15 protein-coding genes, 3 pseudogenes and 1 riboswitch are annotated in these 19,695 nt (G+C 72.9%); of the genes and pseudogenes, 11 read left to right on the top strand and 7 right to left on the bottom strand.

All coding sequences use genetic code 11. The features are described from left to right. The 4 genes and pseudogenes from ACFPZN_RS54385 to ACFPZN_RS54370 form a co-directional block, all read right to left on the bottom strand. A pseudogene (locus ACFPZN_RS54385) lies at window positions 1-692 on the bottom strand (hypothetical protein); the annotation flags it as partial. A 38-nt stretch (window positions 693-730) separates the two neighbouring features. Beyond that, entirely contained in the window at window positions 731-1,504 is a 774-nt protein-coding gene (locus ACFPZN_RS54380; protein WP_378292977.1) for a CHAP domain-containing protein, read from the bottom strand. A 9-nt stretch (window positions 1,505-1,513) separates the two neighbouring features. Then, a riboswitch (cyclic di-AMP (ydaO/yuaA leader) is annotated at window positions 1,514-1,655 on the bottom strand. Window positions 1,656-2,249: 594 nt separating this feature from the next. After that, on the bottom strand, window positions 2,250-3,305 hold the full coding sequence (locus ACFPZN_RS54375; protein ID WP_378292975.1) for a C40 family peptidase: 1,056 nt from the start codon (window positions 3,303-3,305) through the stop codon (window positions 2,250-2,252). Between the two features lie 283 nt (window positions 3,306-3,588). After that, a complete protein-coding gene (locus ACFPZN_RS54370) occupies window positions 3,589-4,851 on the bottom strand; it encodes an NYN domain-containing protein (RefSeq protein ID WP_378292973.1) in 1,263 nt (420 codons plus the stop codon). Window positions 4,852-5,123: 272 nt separating this feature from the next. On the opposite strand from ACFPZN_RS54370, the pseudogene ACFPZN_RS54365 reads away from it, so the two are divergent. From ACFPZN_RS54365 to ACFPZN_RS54355, 3 genes and pseudogenes are all read left to right on the top strand, one after another. Then, window positions 5,124-6,904, top strand: a pseudogene (locus ACFPZN_RS54365) (DEDD exonuclease domain-containing protein). Between the two features lie 51 nt (window positions 6,905-6,955). Then, complete coding sequence (locus ACFPZN_RS54360; protein WP_378292971.1) at window positions 6,956-7,702, top strand: rhomboid family intramembrane serine protease; 747 nt, start codon at window positions 6,956-6,958, stop codon at window positions 7,700-7,702. A gap of 51 nt (window positions 7,703-7,753) precedes the next feature. Continuing rightward, entirely contained in the window at window positions 7,754-8,041 is a 288-nt protein-coding gene (locus ACFPZN_RS54355; RefSeq protein WP_378292979.1) for an Lrp/AsnC family transcriptional regulator, read from the top strand. A 187-nt stretch (window positions 8,042-8,228) separates the two neighbouring features. On the opposite strand, the gene trpD is transcribed toward ACFPZN_RS54355, so the two are convergent. Together trpD and ACFPZN_RS54345 are read right to left on the bottom strand one after the other, a co-directional pair. Then, window positions 8,229-9,269: an anthranilate phosphoribosyltransferase gene (gene trpD, locus ACFPZN_RS54350; protein ID WP_378292969.1), complete on the bottom strand. Its 1,041-nt coding sequence runs from the start codon at window positions 9,267-9,269 to the stop codon at window positions 8,229-8,231. Window positions 9,270-9,366: 97 nt separating this feature from the next. After that, the gene (locus tag ACFPZN_RS54345; protein WP_378292967.1) at window positions 9,367-9,798 is read right to left on the bottom strand and encodes a hypothetical protein; all 432 of its coding nucleotides are present in this window, start codon (window positions 9,796-9,798) and stop codon (window positions 9,367-9,369) included. Between the two features lie 227 nt (window positions 9,799-10,025). Here ACFPZN_RS54345 and ctaE point away from each other — a divergent pair, with 227 nt between their 5' ends. From ctaE to ACFPZN_RS54320, 5 genes are all read left to right on the top strand, one after another. After that, entirely contained in the window at window positions 10,026-10,685 is a 660-nt protein-coding gene (ctaE, locus tag ACFPZN_RS54340) for an aa3-type cytochrome oxidase subunit III (protein ID WP_378292965.1), read from the top strand. A 104-nt stretch (window positions 10,686-10,789) separates the two neighbouring features. Next, complete coding sequence (gene qcrC, locus ACFPZN_RS54335) at window positions 10,790-11,701, top strand: cytochrome bc1 complex diheme cytochrome c subunit (RefSeq protein WP_378292963.1); 912 nt, start codon at window positions 10,790-10,792, stop codon at window positions 11,699-11,701. After that, window positions 11,698-12,804, top strand: coding sequence for a cytochrome bc1 complex Rieske iron-sulfur subunit (gene qcrA, locus ACFPZN_RS54330; RefSeq protein ID WP_378292961.1), 1,107 nt, complete (start codon window positions 11,698-11,700; stop codon window positions 12,802-12,804). The genes qcrC and qcrA overlap by 4 nt, the downstream gene beginning before the upstream one ends. Beyond that, the gene (gene qcrB, locus ACFPZN_RS54325; protein WP_378292959.1) at window positions 12,801-14,462 is read left to right on the top strand and encodes a cytochrome bc1 complex cytochrome b subunit; all 1,662 of its coding nucleotides are present in this window, start codon (window positions 12,801-12,803) and stop codon (window positions 14,460-14,462) included. The genes qcrA and qcrB overlap by 4 nt, the downstream gene beginning before the upstream one ends. 130 nt (window positions 14,463-14,592) lie before the next feature. Then, entirely contained in the window at window positions 14,593-15,723 is a 1,131-nt protein-coding gene (locus ACFPZN_RS54320) for a glycosyltransferase family 4 protein (protein ID WP_378292957.1), read from the top strand. Between the two features lie 15 nt (window positions 15,724-15,738). On the opposite strand, the gene ACFPZN_RS54315 is transcribed toward ACFPZN_RS54320, so the two are convergent. Next, window positions 15,739-16,389 (bottom strand): TetR/AcrR family transcriptional regulator, encoded by a 651-nt coding sequence (locus ACFPZN_RS54315; RefSeq protein ID WP_378292955.1) that lies wholly within the window; start codon window positions 16,387-16,389, stop codon window positions 15,739-15,741. 87 nt (window positions 16,390-16,476) lie between these two features. Here ACFPZN_RS54315 and ACFPZN_RS54310 point away from each other — a divergent pair, with 87 nt between their 5' ends. From ACFPZN_RS54310 to ACFPZN_RS54300, 3 genes and pseudogenes are all read left to right on the top strand, one after another. Beyond that, window positions 16,477-17,223, top strand: coding sequence for an SDR family NAD(P)-dependent oxidoreductase (locus tag ACFPZN_RS54310; RefSeq protein ID WP_378292953.1), 747 nt, complete (start codon window positions 16,477-16,479; stop codon window positions 17,221-17,223). An 82-nt stretch (window positions 17,224-17,305) separates the two neighbouring features. Beyond that, window positions 17,306-18,097: a hypothetical protein gene (locus ACFPZN_RS54305; RefSeq protein WP_378292951.1), complete on the top strand. Its 792-nt coding sequence runs from the start codon at window positions 17,306-17,308 to the stop codon at window positions 18,095-18,097. An 828-nt stretch (window positions 18,098-18,925) separates the two neighbouring features. Then, window positions 18,926-19,695 (top strand): annotated as a pseudogene (locus ACFPZN_RS54300) (hypothetical protein); the annotation flags it as partial.

Below are 19,695 nucleotides of genomic sequence, written 5' to 3'. Positions count from 1 at the left end.
AGCGCGACCACCCGGTCCCGCCAGCCGCGGACGGTCGCCGCGCCGGTCAGCCGCGCGACGGTGGGCACGGCGGCGTCCCGGCGGCGGGCGATCCCGGCCAGGCCGGGCGCGTCGCCGGCCACCAGCGCGGTGCGGCCGCGCACCACGGTGAGCGGCCCGCCGTCCCAGATCTCGGGGTCGTCGGTGCGGCCGCGGGACGTGCCGTCGCCGGTGATCGTCCAGGTGCCGGAGCGGGGCGCGAACGCCAGGTGCCGGGTGCGCCGCAGCGGGTCGTCGTCGTGGCCGCGCAGCCGGTAGCCCACCGTGGTCTGGACGAGCGCGGCGCCCCCGGTGGTGGAGACCACCCGCTCGAACCGCTCCCGCCACCCTTCCAGAGGCAGCTTGAGCAGGTTGTCGAACATCGCGGCCTGGGCCTGCCGGTACGGCGCGGGCGCGGCCGCGACCGTGGCCATGAACGCGGTGCGGTCGCGGTCGCGTACGGCGCGGGCACGGTTGGCCAGGACGGCGGCGACCGCGTTCGGGTCGGGCTGCCCGACATCGGGGCCGTCCGTACCGGCCGGGCGCCCGCCGGTCTCTTCGGAGGTGGCGGCGGTGAGGGCCGCGCCGCCGCCCAGGGCGCAGACGGCGGAGCCCGCGGCGATGGCCACCAGGGCCTTCCGCCGCGGGACTCCGCGTGCGCGCTGGGCTTCCATGCGCGAGATCCTATGTGCGCGGGCGCGCGGGCCTATCCCTAGGACTTGGCGTACTCGGGGTAGCCGTAGCCGACGATGGAGCCGGTGGACCGCTCGCGGACCATGACCGCGTTGCTGGTGTTGCCCTCCACGGTCTTCACCGTGCCGTCGCCGTTGTCCTTGATGACCATCCCGACGTGCACGATGTCGTTGACGTCCTTGCTGCCGCCCCAGTTGAAGAAGACGATGGCGCCCGGCCGGGGCTCGGTGCCCCAGCGGTCGTGGTCCTTGAACCACTCGGCGTGCGCGACCGTCCAGGCGTCCATGCCGAGCTGGTCGCTGAGGCCGATCCGGTCGCCGATCCAGGAGATGAACATGCTGCACCACGCGGCGTCGCTGTAGCCCTCGAGGGAGCCTCCGTCGCGCGCCACGGTCTCCTTGGCGCGGTCGGTCGACTTGTACCAGTCCTGGAACTTGGTCTCGCCGCCGCCGTCCTCGGAGATGCCGACCTGCTCGCGGGCCAGCCTGATGGCGTCCTGCGCCGTGGGCCTCTCGCGCTTGGCGGCCTTGGCCTTGGCGGAGCTGGAGGACGACGACGAGGACGACGACTCGGACGCCTTCTCGGCGCCCTTCCGGGTCTCGGGCTCGGTCCTGCTCTCCGCGCCCGCGGCCATCATGGCGGCGGACCGCTGGGGGGACGGGCCGCCCGTGTCGTTGAGCGACGCCTGGGCGGTGGCGGCGGCGAGGCCGACCACGACGGCTCCGGCGACGAGACGACCGGTGATACGGAGGGTGATGCTCGGGGGTTGGGGCGTGCGATGCTTTCCTGCCACTGCGGGAACTCCTCAGCTTCCATGCCGCCTGCCGGGTTAGCTGACGGGTTCGGGCGTGGAAGCTGCCCTACGGCCTGGTGAGAGGCCGATTCACCCCGGATGGGACGTGGGTCCCCGGCTCCGCTTCTCGCGGACTCGGCGGTGGGCGCCCGTCGTACGGGCACCCTGTTTTCGGGATCGGTCAGGTCACCCGGTGCGCACGCGCACCCGGGCGGGTCGAAGGGTTGGGAGGGCGTGGCCGCCCAGAGCTCCTCGTGAACAAGGGGGTCGGGCGTCACGAGGGCAGGGGTCGGGCGGCCACGCCGTGCTTATGGGGGGCGACCCGTGATCGGGTCTCGCCCGCGGCCAGGGCCCGATGGGGGGACCGCCGTGACGCGCTCTCAGCGCCCATGCGCGCCGAACATGCGCTCACGGTGCGGCCGGGCCGGCCGTTGGGAAAGGACGCGGCACCTGGACGGGGCCGAGTCGGGGGTCGGCACCTGGAGGGCGCCGGAGCGGGGACGACACCTGGGGGGTGCCGCAGGGCCCGGGGCGGACATGCCGCGCGGGGCCGGGCGACGCCTGGGGGGCGCCGGAATGGGACACAACATAGCAAAGGTCGACGAGAAGGCAAATAGGGGACAAAAAGCCGCCGGACCAGGAATAACCCGGTCCGGCGGCGAAGCCCTGCTATGGATCTTGTGACGGCGCGTGCGCCGACCGCTACGGAGGCCCTGCCGCACCGGGGGTGCGGCGGGCCGGCGCGTCAGGGACGCCCGGCCCCGAAGTAGTTCGACAGGTAGTAGCCCGAGGTGATGCTCACGACCTCGACGTTCTTGCCGGTCCGCGGGGCGTGGATCATCTTGCCGCCGCCCACGAACAGGCCGACGTGGCCGAGGTTGTTGAAGAACACCAGGTCGCCCGGCTGCAGCGCGCTCTTGGCGACCCGCTTGGTGGCCGCGTACTGCGAGTTGGTCGTCCGGGTGATGCCGACGCCCGCCGCGCCCCACGACTTCATCGTGAGCCCGGAGCAGTCGTAGGAGCTCGGGCCCGCCGCGCCGTAGGAGTACGGCTTGCCGAGCTGGGCGTAGGCGAAGTTGAGCGCGACCCGCGCCGAGCCGCTGGCCGGGCCGGTGTAGCTGCCGCCCGTCCCCCCGCCCGAGGAGGTCGTCTCGCCGAGCTGGGCCAGCAGCTTCTTCTGCTTCTGGACGCCCTTCTCGACCTCGGCCTTCTGCGCCTTCAGGTCCTTGGCCTGCTTGGCCACCTCGTCGTAGGCGGCCTTGGCCTGCGCCTGCTCGCGCCGCAGCCGCTGCGCCGACCCCAGGAACTGGGCCAGCTCGGAGCTGCGGTTGCGGGACAGGTGCTCGAAGACCGCGGCCTGGTCGAGCACGGCCTGCGGGTTGTCGGCGCCGACGAAGCCGGCCACGTCACCGGTGTTGCCCGCCTTGTACGCGGCGGCCGCCATCTGGGCGATCTTTCCCTGGAGCTCGTTGAAGGTGGTCAGCTCCTCCTTGCCCGCCTTCTGCGTCGCCTGCCACTTCTTCTTGGCGACCTTGAGCTTCTCCTGCACCTGGTTGTACTTCTCGACCAGCTGCTCCACCTGCTCGTTGAGCTTGGTGAGCTTCTTGCGGGCCTCCGCCGCGCTGGGGCGCGGGTCGGCGTGCGCCGCGGTCGCGGGAAGCACGGTGACGGGAACGGTGAGCGAGGCCGTCACGGCGAGACAGACGGTCGCCGTGAGCCTGCGGGAGCCGCCGCGTCCTGTGTGTGCGCCCGGGCGGCCGCGCTGCGGCAGGGGGCCCGCCCCGGTGAGATCACTGGCCACGATCCGTTGTGCCCCTCTCGGTCCACGATGTCAGCGGACGACATTAGCGAGGGGCCACACCTGCCACAACCGAATCGTTGGTCTTTGACGCAGTAATTCGGACTTTACGCACACTCGGTGAGATAAAGATCACGAGGCGCTGTCGACACCGGTCCGCCCGTCACCGCCCGCACCGGCGGCGCCACCGGGCGCAGCGGCGCCGCCTCCCGGCACCCCGGGACGGGAACAGAACGCGTGAGAGCCGCGAGGACGCCGAAACAGCAGGTCAGGGCACCTGGATGACCTAGGTGCGGCCCAGACGGCGCAGCAGCAGCGTGGAGGGCGCGGGACGGGCGTTGGCGCGGCGGGCGGCGTCGGCCACCTCGCGGTCGGAGGAGACCACCACGACCGCGCGGCCGGGCGGCTCGGCCCGCACCAGCTCCCCGATCAGCTCGTCGGCGGTCTGCCCCGGCTGGCTGAACAGCACCCGCACCCCGCGCGGCGCCGGGATCGCCACCGGGGCGTCCAGGTCCGCCCCGTCGAACACGCACGTGACCTCGGCCCGCGTCTGCGCCGCCAGCCCGCCCAGCCCCGACAGCAGCCGGTTGCGCTGGTCGGCCAGCGGCAGCTCGCCGTAGCCGGACTTGGTGACGTTGTAGCCGTCCACCACCAGATGCACCTGCGGGAGGGTCAGCAGCCGCTCCAGCAGCTGCGGATCCTGGTCCGACAGCGCCCGCCCCGGCAGCGCGCGATGCGCCAGCCGGTCGGGCTCCACCCCGGCCACCGCGTCCGCCGGGCGCTCGATCGTCGACGGCAGCGCCAGCTCGCGGCGCACGCCCTGCGCCGCGTCCACCAGCGTGTCCAGCAGCATCCGCAGCCGCACGTCGTCGACGTTGCGGCCCTCCCGGGACGCGCGCCGGGCCGCCTCGGCGTCGGTCTCCGCCCGCGCCAGCCGACCGCGCAGCCTGCGCATCTCCTTGTCGGCCGCCGCGGTGCCCTCGCGCGCCGCGGCCAGCTCCCGCTCCGTCTCCGCCGCCAGCGCCTCGGCCCGCTCCTGCGCCGCCCTCGCCCGGGTACGGGCATCGTGCAGCTTGCGGCGCAGCTCGGCCACCTCGGTCTTGGTGTCGCGCAGCTCCGCGCGCAGCCGCTCCACCTCGGCGGACCGGGCCGCACGGGCCACCGCCAGCTCCTCGCGCAGCTCGGCGATGCGCCGCTCGGCCGCCTCGCCCTCCGACACGCTCGCCGACCGCTCCAGCTCGGCGCGGGCGGCCTCCACCAGCCGGATCCAGCCCTCGGGACGCAGCAGGTAGGCGATCACCGCCACCTTCACCGGATCGGCCGCCGGCGGCACCGGGCCCTGCTCCACCGCCTCCACCAGGTCGGGCTGCGCCTCCCGCAGCGGCGCCGCCACCCGCCGCCGGAACCCGGCGTCCTTCTCCAGCTGCGCGGCGATGTGCTGCCCGGCCAGCTTGGCCCGCTTGCGGCGCTCGAACCGCGCGAAGCGGCGCAGCGGCAGCGGCACCTCCTCGGCGGGCAGCGCACCGATCAGCTCAGCGGCCGTCTCCACCACGCCCACCCGGACCGCCTCGGGGAGGGGGCGGGGCAGGCGCTCCTCCGCTTCCGGGCCGCTGTCGATGATCCCGCTCCTTCCGGGCCGTGCCGTCGGTGCGATCGGTTTTCCCGGGTGACACACACCTTAACCAGGGCAAACGCGTGATCAGCCGGTCCCGGCGGGAGCCTCGCGGGACGCCGTCGGCGCCCCCGCCCGCGACGTTCCCCGGGGTGCCCCCCACCCTAGCGGCCCTCGGTCTGTCGGTGGCGTGCTCTACGGTCGCCGCCATGACGGCTGCGCATTCGGACAGCCCGCTGGCGCACGGCGTCCAGGGCACCCTCGACGACCTGGGCACCCCCCTGGCCGAGGTCACCTTCGTGGTGGTCGACCTGGAGACCACCGGGGGCTCGCCCGCCGACTCCGCCATCACCGAGATCGGCGCCGTCAAGGTCCGCGGCGGCGCCGACCTCGGGCAGTTCGGCACCCTCGTCGACCCCGGCGGCGCCATCCCGCCGTTCATCACCGCGCTCACCGGCATCACCCAGGCCATGGTCACCGCCGCGCCCCGCATCGACTCGGTGCTCCCGTCGTTCCTGGAGTTCGCCCGCGGCTGCGTGCTCGTCGCCCACAACGCCCGCTTCGACATCGGCTTCCTCAAGGCCGCCTGCGCCGCCCAGGGCCACGCCTGGCCCGCCTTCCCCGTCATCGACACCGTCGACCTCGCCCGCCGCGTCCTGAACCGCGACGAGGTGCCCAACGTCAAGCTGGAGACCCTCGCCCGGTTCTTCCGCACCGCCACCCGGCCCTGCCACCGCGCTCTCGCCGACGCCCGCGCCACCGTCGACGTCCTGCACGGCCTCATCGAACGGCTCGGCTCCTTCGGCGTCACCTCCCTCGAAGAGCTGCGCGGCTTCGCCAAGGCCCCCACCCCCGAGCAGCGCCGCAAACGCCACCTCGCCGACGCCGTCCCCAGCGCACCCGGCGTCTACGTGTTCGAGGACGCCCGCGGCGAGGCCCTCTACATCGGCAAGAGCGGCGACCTGCGCAGCCGCGTCCGCAGCTACTTCACCGGCTCGGAGACCCGCCACCGCGTCCGCGAGATGGTCGGCCTCGCCGAACGCGTCCGCACCATCGAGTGCGCCACCGGCCTGGAGGCCGAGATCCGCGAACTCCGCCTCATCGCCGAGCACAAACCCCGCTACAACCGCCGCTCCAAGTTCCCCGAGCGGGTCATGTGGCTCAAGCTGACCGTCGAACCCTTCCCCCGGCTGTCCATCGTCCGCGAATGCCGCGACGACGGCGCCGCCTACCTCGGCCCCCTCTCCTCACGGCGGCAGGCCGAAGAGGCCCGCGCCGCCATGCACGAGGCCATCCCGCTGCGCCAGTGCACCCAGCGCCTCACCCCCCGCCTCATCGAACGCGGCCGCGCCCGCACCTGCGCGCTCGGCGACATCGGCCGCTGCGGCGCCCCCTGCGAGGCCCGCGAGTCCGCCGACGCCTACGAGGTCCACGTCACCTCCGCGCGCTCGGTCCTGGCCGGCGACGTGCGCCCCGTGGTCGCCGCCGCCCGCGTCCGCATCGACCGGCTGGCCGCCGGCCAGCGCTACGAGGAGGCCGCCCTGCAGCGCGACCGGCTCGCCGCGTTCGTCCGCGCCGCCGCCCGCGGCCAGCGGCTCGGCGCCCTGGCCGGCTGCCCCCAGGTCGTCGCCGCCCGGCCCGCCTTCGACGGCGGCTGGGAGCTGGCCGTCGTGTCCGGCACGGCCGCCTCGCCGCCGCCGGCACCATCCCGCCCCACGACCCCCACCGCCCCTACGTCGACGCCCTCATCGCCACCGCCGAGACCGTCTTCCCCTGGTCGGTCACCACCGGCGCCCCCGGCGGCGCCGCCGCGGCCGAAGAGATGGAATGCATCCTGCGCTGGATGGACTCGCCCGGCATCCGCCCCGTCGAGGTCGAGGGCACCTGGACCAGCCCCGTCCACGGCGCCGAACGGCTGCGCGAATGGATCGACAACGCCTACGCCGCCCACGAGCCCGGCGAGTCCCGCTCCGGCCGCCCACTAAGGTGACGGGAGAAACCCGGCAATCACCCCCAGGCTCTGCACAAGGACCTCCTCCTCATGGCCCTGCCGCTCTACGACAGCCAGCCCGCCCGGCGGGTCCCGTGGGTGACCTACCTCCTGGTGGCCGCCAACGTGGTGGTCTTCCTGCTCACCCCCATGGCCAACTTCTCCACCTGGTACGGGGAGGGCAAGGCCCGCGAGTGCAGCGCCGCCCGCTTCGCCTTCGAGCACGGTGCCGTCCCCAAGGAGCTCACCACCGGCCGGCAGCAGCCGCTCCCCGCCGAGATCGTCCGCCAGTGCGGTGAGGACTCCTACGACAAGACGCCCTGGTTCTCGGCCTTCACCTCGATGTTCCTGCACTCGGGCGCGCTGCACCTGCTCGGCAACCTGATCGCCCTCTTCGTCGTCGGCATGGGCGTCGAGGACCGCCTCGGACGGCTGCGCTACCTGCTGTCCTACCTCGTCTTCGGCCTCGTCGCCGTCTACGGCTTCGCCTACGTCTCCCCGGACTCCACCACGCCGCTGATCGGCGCCTCCGGCGCCATCGCCGGCGTCCTCGGCGCCTACCTCATCCTCAACCCGCGCGGCCGCATCGTCAGCCTCGTCCCGCCCGTCGTCATCCGGCTCCCCGTCTGGGTCGTCCTCGGCTACTGGTTCGTCATCCAGTGGCTCTCCCTCGGCGACGAGGAGAGCAACGTCGCCTACGTCGCCCACATCGCCGGCTTCGTCGCCGGCGTCGCCTTCGCCGTCCTCGCCCGCCGGGCCGGCCCCTCCCGCCGCCTGGCCGCCCTGAGCAGCGGCTGACCCCGGTAGAGTCGATCACGCCACCGCGTTGCCGACATGGGGGAGGGTGCCGTGGTCACCGCGATCGTCCTGGTGAAAGCCGACGTGGCGCGCATCCACGAGGTCGCCGAGAGCATCGCCGCCCTCGACGGCGTCAGCGAGGTCTACTCCATCACCGGCGAGTACGACCTCATCGCCATGATCCGCGTCCACCGCCACGACGAGCTCAACGACGTCATCCCCGGCCGCCTCAACAAGGTCCCCGGCATCCGCGACACCGAGACCCACATCGCCTTCAGGACCTACTCCAGGCACGACCTGGACGCCGCCTTCGCCCTGGGCCTCCCCGACGCGGATTAATCGTGGAGGGGCGACCCTCCACACCACCCGGTACGGCGCGAAGCGCCTCCTTCGCTCGCCTGGGGGCTCGCTACGGACCCGCTCCCCGCCGCCTGCCCGTCCCTCCACTCCGCTGGCGCTCCGCTCCGGGCCGGACAGTTTTCGCGGTCGCCGTTGCGGTCGCTGCGGGGCTGGGGAGGGCCTCCTTTTAGACGTTGCTCTGCTTGACCCAGGCGTCGAGTTTGGCGGCGGCCTTGCCCTCGTCCACGGCTTCGGCGGCGCGGGTGTAGGCGGCGCCCAGGGCGTCGGTGAGGGTTTCGGGGGTGGGGGCGCCGTCGTAGGCGACCATCAGGGCGGCGGCGTTCAGGAGCGTCATGTCGCGGACGGGGCCGGGTTCGCCGGCGAAGACGGCGCGGGCGACGCGGGCGTTGAAGGGGGCGTCGGCGCCGCGCAGGTCGTCCGGGGCGGCGGGCGGGATGCCCAGGTCGGCGGGGTCGAAGGTGGTCTGGGTGGCGGCGCCGTCGCGGACGACCCACACGGTGGAGGTGCCGGTGGTGGTGAGCTCGTCCAGGCCGTCGTCGCCGCGGAAGACCAGGGACGAGCAGCCGCGCTCGGCGAAGACCCCGGCGATCACGCCCGCCATGCGGGGGTGGAACACGCCCACGGCCTGGGTGGCGGTGCGGGCGGGGTTGGTGAGCGGGCCCAGGAAGTTGAAGACGGTGGGGGTGCCCAGCTCGCTGCGGGTGCGGCCCGCGTGCTTCAGCGCCGGGTGGTAGATGGGCGCGAAGCAGAAGGTGATGCCCACCTCCTCGGCGACCTCGGCGGCGCGTTCGGGCGGCAGGGTGATCGCGACGCCCAGCTCCTCAAGGAGGTCGGCGGCGCCGCAGGACGACGAGGCGGCGCGGTTGCCGTGCTTGACGACCTTCACGCCGGCGGCCGCCGCGACCACGGCGGCCATGGTGGAGATGTTGACGGTGTGGGCCCGGTCGCCGCCGGTGCCGACCAGGTCGCCGAGCCGGCCGGGGATCTCGATCGGGGTGGCGTTGGCCATCATGCCCTCGGCCAGGCCCGCCACCTCGGCGACCGTCTCGCCCTTGGCGCGCATCGCGACGGCGAAGCCCGCGATCTGGGCGTCGGTGGCCTCCCCGGCCATGATCTGGTTCATCGCCCAGGCGGTCTCGGCCCTGGACAGCGAGTCGCCGTCGAGCAGGGCGTTGAGCAGCGCCGGCCAGGTGGTGCGCGCATCCATGAATTCCCCCAGGTTGCGATGGGTCCGAGGGGATGCGCGGGGGCCGGCCGCCCCCTCAGGCCCGGGGGGCTCGCCCCCGCCTCCCCGGCGAGCAGGACTACAGAGCCGGAAGGCGGTTCTCCGTGCGCCAGCGCATGAGGTCGGCGACGGCACCGGCCAGGGCCATCGGGTCCAGGGGCAGGCCGACCACCTTGTCGGCGCGCGACCAGGTCGCCAGCCAGCCGTCGTCGCGGCGGGCGATGATCGCGAGCACCGGCGGGCAGTCGTACACCTCGTCCTTGGCCTGGCGGCACACGCCCAGGCCGCCCGCGGGCTGCGCCTCGCCGTCCACCACGACCACGTCGACGCCCCCCTGGTCCAGCCGCTCCACCACGGCGGGCTGGGTGGCGCGCTCCACGAACTCCACCCGCGGCAGGTCGGCGGCGGGCCGGCGGCCGATGGCGAGCCGGATCTGGGCGCGGGTGTCGGCGTCGTCGCTGTAGATGAGAACCGTCATGGGGTTCTCGGCGCTGTCCGGGGCGGTGCTCATGGCTGAGAAGGTTACCCGGCCGGTGCGGGTCCGGGCACGTCCGCCCGGCCGATGATCTCCGTGGCCGTTCCGTGTCGAAACCGTGGCCGCGCGCATACCGTGCGGCGGACGGGGCCGGTCGGGCGGCCGGGGGCGGCTTCGGGGGCCCTTCCGAAAGCGCAGGTCGGACACGCTCGGGAACCTCTGATGGGGGGTCATGCGTCGATCATCGGACCAGTGACGTAATAATGGCGCCCGTGGCAACAGCATCCGCGATAGAGACAACACCTCACGCTCGGGCGAATCGTCCCAACCTGGTCAGCGTGGGGACGATCGTTTGGCTGTCGTCCGAGCTGATGTTCTTCGCGGCCCTGTTCGCGATGTTCTTCACGATCCGCTCCGTGACGATCGGCCAGCAGGGCGAGCACGCGTGGCCGGGCGCCGAGCTGGACCTTCCGCTTTCCGCGTTCAACACCACGATCCTGGTGCTGTCCTCGGTCACCTGCCAGATGGGCGTGTTCAAGGCCGAGGCCGGCAAGGTCGGACGCGACGGCGGCCTGCTGAACTTCCGGCGCTGGGGACTGCGCGAGTGGTACGTGCTGTCCTTCATCATGGGCGCCTACTTCGTGGCCGGTCAGGCCTACGAGTACTACAACCTGGTCACCCATGACGGCCTGACGCTGTCGTCCTCGGCGTACGGCTCGGTCTTCTACCTGACCACCGGGTTCCACGGCCTGCACGTCACCGGCGGCCTGATCGCGTTCCTGTTCGTCCTCGGACGGACCTACGCCGCCAAGCGCTGGACGCACGAGCAGGCGACGAGCGCGATCGTCGTGTCGTACTACTGGCACTTCGTGGACGTGGTGTGGATCGGCCTGTTCGCGACGATCTACCTGCTCGACCTATGACCCGGGCGAAGCCCGGGGAGTCCGGGGGTCCACCCCCGGAGGCGGCACAGTCCCGGGCGAAGCCCCGCTTGACCAACGACGACACGACCCGAACGGGGATTTCCGTGAAAAGGTTCACCGCATGGCGACGGCGCCCGTGGGCGGGCTACGCCGTCGTGCTGGCGGCCCTGGCGGCGATCGGCGTCATCTACGCCGGTTTCCAGCCCCAGCCTGACCGCGCCGAGGCGGCGAACACGGCCCAGGCCGCGAACGATCTGCAGAACGGCAAGCAGCTGTTCGACAAGAACTGCGCCAGCTGCCACGGGCTGAACGCCGAGGGCAGCAAGGACGCCAAGGGCAAGCCCCTGGCCCCGAGCCTGATCGGCGTGGGCGCGGCGTCCGTCGACTTCCAGGTCAGCACCGGCCGGATGCCCGCCATGAACCCGGGCGCGCAGGTCCCCCGCAAGGAGCCGATCCCCGCCTTCGACACCACCATCTCGACCGACTACCACGACCCCGAGCAGAAGGCGCGGGCGGAGAAGCAGAAGGCCCAGGCGCAGAAGAACCTGGCCGACCTGAACGCCTACATCGCCTCGCTCGGCGGCGGCCCCGCGGTCCCCTCGGCCGAGATGGTCGACCCGAAGAAGGGCGACGTCGCGCTCGGCGGCAAGCTCTTCCGCACCAACTGCGCCCAGTGCCACAACTTCGTGGGCTCGGGCGGCGCGCTGACCGGCGGCAAGTACGCCCCGCCGCTGGACAAGAGCGACGTCACGCCCGTGCAGATCTACGAGGCGATGCTGACCGGTCCCCAGGCCATGCCGGTGTTCAACGACACCACGCTGACCCAGAAGGACAAGCAGGCCATCATCGCCTACATCGTCCAGACCCGTGAGGAGCCCAACCCGGGCGGCAACGGGCTCGGCCGCATCGGCCCCGTCTCCGAGGGCCTGGCGGGCTGGCTGATCGGTATCGGCCTGCTCGTCCTGGCGGCCATGTGGATCACCGCCAAGAAGCCGAAGAAGCTGAAGAAGTCATGACCGACAACAACGACACCACCGGTCCCGAACGGGAGCCGGGCGAGGGCGGGGCGACGCCCGGCCGGGTGCTCGGCACGCCCTCGCCGGCCGCCGAGAAGCAGCTGCTGGCCAGCCAGGACATCTCCGCGCCCGCCGGTGCGGGCGGGGAGCTGGACGAGAAGTCCGCCAAGCGCGCCGAGCGCGTCGTGGCGCTGTTCTTCCTGGCCGCCTTCGCCGGCAGCGTGGCGTTCATCGCCTACTACATCGGCTGGAGCGGCCGCGACGGCGGCATGCACGGCATCCACCGCGCCCGCGAGTCCAACTACTGGCTCGGCGGGATGATGGCGCTGTCGTTCCTGGCGCTGGCCATCGGCATCACCATCTGGGTGCGCCGGCTCATGACCAGCAAGCCGATCGTCCAGGAACGGCACGAGATGGCGGCCGACCCCGCCACCCGGCAGGCCTTCACCCAGGCGTTCCTGGAGGGCGCCGAGGACAGCGGCATCACCAAGCGGCCGCTGCTGCGCCGCACGCTGCTGCTGGCCGCCGCGCCGCTGGGCCTGGCCCCGCTGGTGCTGCTGCGCGACCTCGGCCCGCTGCCGGAGAAGCGGCTGCGCCACACCTACTGGGGCGAGGCGGTCAAGGCGGCCAAGGCCGAGGGCAAGAAGGGCGTCCGCCTGGTCGTGGACGGCACCAACAAGCCCCTCAAGGTCAGCGACTTCGCCTCGCCCGGCGGCATGATCACGGTGCTGCCGGAGGGGATCGAGGAGCACGCGCACCACCCGCTGAACGAGATCGCCAAAGCGGTGACGATCCTCATCAACCTCCCCGAGGACCAGCTCAAGGGCGGGACCGAGAAGAACTGGACCGTCAACGGGATCGTGGCGTACTCCAAGATCTGCACGCACGTGGGCTGCCCGGCGGCCCTGTACGAGCAGACCACGCACCACATCCTGTGCCCGTGCCACCAGTCCACCTTCGACGCCACCGACGGCGCCAAGGTCATCTTCGGCCCGGCGGCGCGGTCGCTGCCGCAGCTGCCGCTGGGCGAGGAGAACGGCTACCTGATCGCCACGGGCGACTTCCCCGAGCCGATCGGCCCGAGCTTCTGGGAGCGCGGATGAGCGAGGCAACCGCCCCGAAGGCGGTCGACGGAACGCTGAACTTCCTCGACGACCGCCTGGGCTCCACCACCTTCTTCAAGCGGAACATGAAGAAGGTCTTTCCGGACCACTGGTCGTTCATGCTGGGCGAGATCGCCCTGTACTCGTTCATCATCCTGCTGCTGACCGGGACGTTCCTGACGCTCTGGTTCAAGCCGAGCATGATCGAGGTGGTGTACGACGGGTCGTACACCAAGCTGAACGGCGTGCGGATGTCGGAGGCCTACGCCTCGACGCTGCACATCAGCTTCGACGTCCGCGGCGGGCTGCTGATGCGGCAGATCCACCACTGGGCGGCGATCCTGTTCATGGCGTCGATCATGGCGCACATGCTGCGGGTGTTCTTCACCGGCGCGTACCGCAAGCCGCGTGAGATCAACTGGCTGATCGGCATCGGCATGTTCACGCTGGGCATGGTCGAGGGCCTGTTCGGCTACTCGCTGCCCGACGACCTGCTGTCGGGCACCGGCCTGCGGATCACCCAGGGCGTGGCGGAGTCGATCCCGGTCGTCGGGTCGTACCTCTACATGTTCCTGTTCGGCGGGGAGTTCCCCGAGGGCAACACCGGTGACATCATCCCGCGGCTGTTCACCCTGCACGTGCTGCTGATCCCGGCGCTCATCCTGGGCCTGGTCACCGCGCACATGATGATCATGTGGCATCAGAAGCACACCGCGATGCCGGTCAAGGAGCAGTCCGAGGAGAAGGTGTACGGCTACCCGTTCTACCCGGTCTTCATGGCCAAGACGGGCGCCTACTTCATGTTCACCTTCGGCGTGTGCGCGCTGCTGGGGGCCTTCGCCCAGATCAACCCGATCTGGCTGTTCGGCCCCTACGACCCCGGGGCGATCTCGTCGGGCTCGCAGCCCGACTTCTACATGGGCATCCTCGAGGGCTCGCTGCGGATCATGCCGAACTGGGAGACCACCGCGTTCGGCCACACGATCAGCTGGAACGTCCTGATCCCGGCGCTGGGACCGCTGGGGATCATCTTCACCGGGGCGGCGCTGTGGCCGTTCATCGAGCAGTGGGTGACCGGCGACAAGCGGCACCACCACGTCAACGACCGGCCGCGCAACGCCCCGGTCCGCACCGGCGTGGGCATGGCCGCGGTCGCCTTCTACGGGATCCTGTGGCTGGCCGGCGCGAACGACGTGCTCGCCGAGCGGTTCCACGTGTCGCTGTTCGCCACGACCTGGTTCTTCCGGTTCGCGATCTTCATCGGCCCGGTGGTCGCCTACATCGTCACCAAGCGGATCTGCCTGGGGCTGCAGCGCAGCAACGCCGCGACGATCGCGCACGGCGTGGAGAGCGGCATCATCGTGATGTCGCCGGACGGCAAGTTCAGCGAGCGGCACGAGCCGGCGCGCGAGGAGGAGCGGGCGGTGATCCTGAGCAAGGAGAACACCCGTCCCGAGGCCCCGGCGGTGGACGCCGCGGGCATTCCCGCGCCGAGCTCCAAGGGCCCGCTGGGGCACGTGCGGTCGCGGCTCAACCGGGCGTGGACCTTCGACGACATCCCGATCGAGGAGCACGCCCACGGCGAGCACGGCGAAGGCGAGCACGAGCTGGAGGCCGGCAACGAGAACGGCAAGGGGAGCAAGCAGCTCAGCCGCTGAGCCCCTTGCACGGCGTTTCGCGAGGCCCGTCACCGGGACACCGGTGGCGGGCCTCCGCTCATGGCGGACCGGTGCCCGGTGTTCCCCGGCCCGGTGCTTCTTGGCCCGGTGTTCCTTAGTCTGGGGAGAGATGACCAAGACCCTCGTCGTCACCAACGACTTCCCGCCCCGGCCGGGCGGCATCCAGGCGTTCGTGCACAATCTCGCGGTGCGGCGGCCGCCGGGGTCGGTGGTGGTGTACGCGCCGGCGTGGAAGGGGGCGGCGGAGTTCGACGCCGCGCAGCCGTTCCCGGTGGTGCGGCACCCGACCTCCCTGATGGTGCCGGAGCCGTCCGTGCTGCGCCGGGCGGGGGAGATCCTGCGGTCGGAGGGCTGCGACTCGGTGGTGTTCGGGGCGGCGGCGCCGCTGGGGCTGCTGGCGCCGGCGCTGCGGCGGCGGGGCGCGGAGCGGCTGGTGGGCCTCACGCACGGGCACGAGGCCGGGTGGGCGTCGCTGCCGGTGGCGCGCGGGCTGCTGCGGCGGATCGGTGAGGGCGTCGACGCGCTGACGTACCTGGGGGAGTACACGCGGAGCCGGATGGCGCGGGTCCTGTCTCCCGCCGCCGCGTCGCGGATGGCGTGGCTGGCTCCGGGCGTGGACGAGGGGGTGTTCCGTGCGGGGGCCGGTGGCGAGGAGATGCGGCGCCGGTACGGTCTGGTCGATCGTCCCGTGGCCGTGTGCGTGTCGCGGCTCGTCCCGCGTAAGGGGCAGGACGCTCTGATCCATGCGTGGCCGAGGGTGCGGAAGGCCGTTCCGGACGCGGCGCTGCTGCTCGTGGGCGGCGGGCCGTACCGTGCCGATCTGGAGCGGCTGGCGGCGTCGCTCGGGGTGGCGGATTCGGTGGTGTTCACCGGGAGCGTGCCCTGGGAGGAGCTGCCCGCGCACTATGACGCGGGGGACGTGTTCGCCATGCCGTGCAGGACGCGCCGTCGCGGCCTCGACGTCGAGGGGCTCGGCATCGTGTACCTGGAGGCGTCGGCGACAGGACTGCCCGTGGTGGCGGGGAATTCCGGGGGTGCGCCCGACGCGGTCCTGGACGGGGAGACGGGCGTGGTCGTCGAGGGCCGTTCCGTGGCCGCGGTGGCGCGCGCGCTGGGCGACCTGCTGGGCGACCCCGCGCGTGCGCGGAAGCTGGGGGAGCGGGGGCGTTCCTGGGTGGAGCAGGAGTGGCGCTGGGAGCTCCAGGCCGACCGGCTCGACACCCTCCTGAACGGCTCCTGACGGGCCTTCCCGCTGTCAGCGGCGGGCGAGGCCGCGCATGGCCTCGTCGATCTGCTCGGGGCTCATGGGCGGTTCGGCGATCGGGTGGGCGGCCTCGGCGCGCAGGCCGTCCAGGACGAAGGCCAGGTTGCGCCGCCAGGTTTCGGGCGCGACCGATGCCGTGGCCTCCACGACCCGCGCGTTGCTCCAGATGATGTAGACCAGGTCCGCGGGGGTGAAGTCGGGGCGCAGGCCGCCGTCCTCGCGGGCGCGGTCGATGATCGCGCCGACGTGGGACAGCCCCTGCGCGCAGGCCTCGGCGAGCTTCTCGGCCCGGTCGAAGCGCATGGACAGGGCGTCGGTGACGGCGCGGCTGCGGGCCTGCAGCTCGCAGGTGCGGGTGACGTACAGCACGAAGCCCTCCCAGGGGTCGGGGTGGGCCAGCGCCTCGCGTCCCGCCTCGATCTGGGCGCCGATGAGGTCGGGGAGGATCTCGTCGATCAGCGCCTCGCGGCTGGGGAAGCGGTTGTAGAGGGTGCCGATGCTGACGCCCGCGCGCCGCGCGATGTCCTCCAGCGGGGCGTCCAGGCCGCGCTCGGTGAAGATCTCCAGTGCCGCGGCCACCACCTTCTCGCGGTTGCGCCGGGCGTCGCTGCGCAGTGCTCTGGGGGGACCGCCGCTGCTCATGTCCCCCATCCTAGTTATTTGAGGGTCGCCTCAAGTTCTGTGCTACCGTGAAGAAAGTTGAGGATGCCTTCAAGTTAGGGGAGTGCCATGTCCGCAGGAACGCCGAAGACCATCGCCGTGTTCGGGGCCGGGCCCGCGCTCGGGCTGGCGGTCGCGCGCCGGTTCGGCCGCGAGGGCTTCCGCGCCGCCCTGGTGTCGCGTACCGCGGCCCGGCTGGACGAGCTGGTCGCGACGCTGGCGGCCGAGGGCGTCGAGGCGGCCGCCTTCCCCGCCGACCTCGCCGACCCCGCCCAGGCCGAGGCCGCCGTGGACGCGATCGAGCGGCGCTTCGGGACGGTCGACGTCCTCGAGTACAGCCCCGGCGGGCTCTCCCTCGGCTTCGCGCCGACCCCGATCACCGAGACCGGCCCCGCCGAGCTGCGCGGCCCGATCGACCTCTTCCTGAACACCCCCGTCGGCCTGGCGCGGCGGGTGCTGCCCGGCATGCTCGAACGGGGCGAGGGCACGCTCCTGTTCTCCCAGGGCACCTCGGGCCGGCACCCCCTCCCGATGCTGGGGAACGTGGGCACGGCCATGGCCGCGATGCGCCACCACGTCCTGACCCTGAACGCCGCGCTGGCCGGAACCGGCGTCTACACCGGCCTGCTCAGCATCGGCGGCGGAATCGCCGGCAGCGAGGTGCACGCGCTGATGGACGGCGCCGCCTCCTCCTCGGACGGCCCCGCCCTGCCCGAGGTGGAGATCCTCGACCCCGCCGACCTGGCCGGACTCCTCTGGGACCTGCACCTCAAGCGGGACCGCACGGAGGAGACCGCGGGGAACTTCGGGGTGTGATCGGCGAACGCGGGGCGGTGATCGGCCGTCCACCGTCATGCCGCGTGCGGAACCCGCTGCGAACAGTGGCAGGATGCGGAGCATGGCGGACGTCGAAGACGCGTGGGAGCCGGTCTCCGGGGAGGCCACGGGCTGGCTGAAGGATCTCGATCCCGACCACAACCACGCGGGCTACCAACCACCGCGGCGCCCGGACGCGGTATGGATCCTGCACTCCATGTACGTGTGGAACGGAGGGCTGGTCACCACCACCCACGACGATGTCTACCAGTCGGCCCGGGCGTCCGGGCTGGCCGAGCCGGAGGCGCCGGGGGAGATCGACCGGGACCTGCTGGAAGGCGCGGTCGTCACCGGCACCCGGCTGGGCCGCGGCGGCCATCCGGGCGCGGGGTGGCGGCGGCTGCGCTGGGCGGAGCTGGCCCGCGGCTTCGGGGAGCCGGCCGTGCCGGAGGGCGCGCTGCCGGGCAACCGCTGCCTGCGCCAGGCGCATCCCACCGGGAGCTGGTCGGCGGCCGTGGAGCCGCCCGCCGAGGGCTGCCTGGACCGCGAGGGCTGGCGCCGGCTGATGTCGCTGCTGGTGCGGCACGATGTCGAGGGGGAGGCCCGGCGCTGCTACGCCTACTACTGCTCGCTCGTCACCGGCGACTGGGACCGGGAGGCCGTCCTGGCCGGGCGGCTGGGGGACGCGGCCGAGCTGTACGACCATCCGGCGATGTCGAGCTGCCCGTCCAACCTGTGGCCCGAGGACCGCTCCTGGATCGTCTACTGCGACTGGGACCTGTGGGGCACCAAGGTCGTGGGGCCGGCGTCGCTCATCGAGTCGATCCTGGCCGACCCGGAGCTGGAGGCGCTGCGGCTGCCCTGGTCGACCTGAGCCGGATCACCCGAGCCGCCGGACCCGCGCCGGTCCGGCGGCCGCGGGTGATGCTCCGAGGGGTTGAGATCGCGCCGGGCACTCCCGGAGACCAGTTCCACGCCGCCCCTGTCGAGGAGGGTGTGATCCGCCGTGCTCCGGCCAGGCGCCCTTTCGGGGGGAGAACCTGGAGGCGGGCGCGTCGTGCGGGACGGCCGGCGCGCGGATCGTCGAGGCGTGGACGGGAGTGCCGGGCGCGACCCCGGCACCGGCGCGCGGTCCTGACGGAGGAGGGGTGGGCCACCCCGCGGAGGTCGATCATCGGGGTACCTCCTCCCGGACCGGCGAACCGATGACACCCCTGACGCTAGGCCGTCGGGACGGCCATGGCACGAGCGTTATGCCTGGCTTAAGGGAAGGCTGAGCCGGGCCTAAGCCGCGCCCGCGGAACGGTCCCGGAAAGCGCCTCTCGAGAATCCGCCGCGCCGGGCGTGAACGCCCCGCCGCCCCCGCACGTACCGCAGTACGTGCGCGAGCACCACCGCCGGCCGGGGCGGACCGTGGAGGCGGTGCCCGGCTCCGCGTGCGGTGAAAGGCGCAACCGCTTCCGGACAGGGTTTCCGGAGGATTTTTTGTCACTGATCCGCATCAAGGGGGCCCCTGGGGCGTATGCTCCGGGGGTGTCGGGCCGGACTCGAAGGTGAGGCGGCCCAGGGTGCGGCAGGAGCGGAGCGGGCTCCAGGCCGCCGCCCGAGACTCGATCAGGAACGCGTTCCGGACCCTCGCGGCCCGGAACGAGACGGAACCTCGGCGTCGTTCGCCGCTTTCGCCTCCTCCACAGGAGAGGGCATGGCGCGACGCGACAGCAGGCATGCGTCCGAGAGCTCGTATGACGCCTTCTGGGCGGATCCGGGACGTCCCCGGTCCAAGCAGAGCTCCCGGTCGAAGCAGCGGTCCCAGCCGCGGCAGCAGGCGCAGCCGGGGCGGTCCCAGCCGCCACGGACGCCGTCGGTCACGGACCCCCGTGACCAGCCCCCGTACCCTGCCCGGAAACGGCCGCGCAAGCAGGCCCGGCGGGATCTCGGGGTCCGGAACGCGGGCGTGCCCGAGCAGGCATGGCCCGAGCCGGCGCGCACGGACCCGCGGCCTCCCGGCCCCGGGCTGCCCGGTTCGGCGCTGCCCGTTTCGGGATTGCCGGGTTCGGGGCTGCCCGAGCCGCCGCGCCCGGACCCGCGGCGGCCGATCCGGACCCGTACCGAGGCTCCCCCCGGTGCCCCGCGCCCGGCCCCACGCGCCGACCCGCGCCCGGTGCCCCGCGCCGACCCACGCGCCGATCCACGCGCCGACCCGCGCTCCGACCTGCGAACCGACCCGCGTTCGGAGCCGGTCTCCGACCCGCGAACCGAGCCGCGTGCCGAGCCGAGGTTCGAGTCGCGGTTCGAGCGGGCCTTCAGCGCGTGGTCGCGGGCGGAGGAGTCCGAGGCCGCCCGGAAGCGCCGCGTCGAGCCCGGCCGCGAACAGCCGGCCCAGGCCCGTGCGGGGGCGCAGCGCGGACGCGGCGCCGTCGCCGCTTCCGGCCGCGAGCCGCAGGCCCTCCCAGACGCTCACCTGGTTGGCGG

It is taken from the genome of Actinomadura rugatobispora, assembly GCF_042656285.1.
GTDB classification, from domain to species: domain Bacteria; phylum Actinomycetota; class Actinomycetes; order Streptosporangiales; family Streptosporangiaceae; genus Spirillospora; species Spirillospora rugatobispora.
Note: the sequence above shows the minus strand (reverse complement) of the source record. Positions and strands in the feature narration are given on the sequence as shown.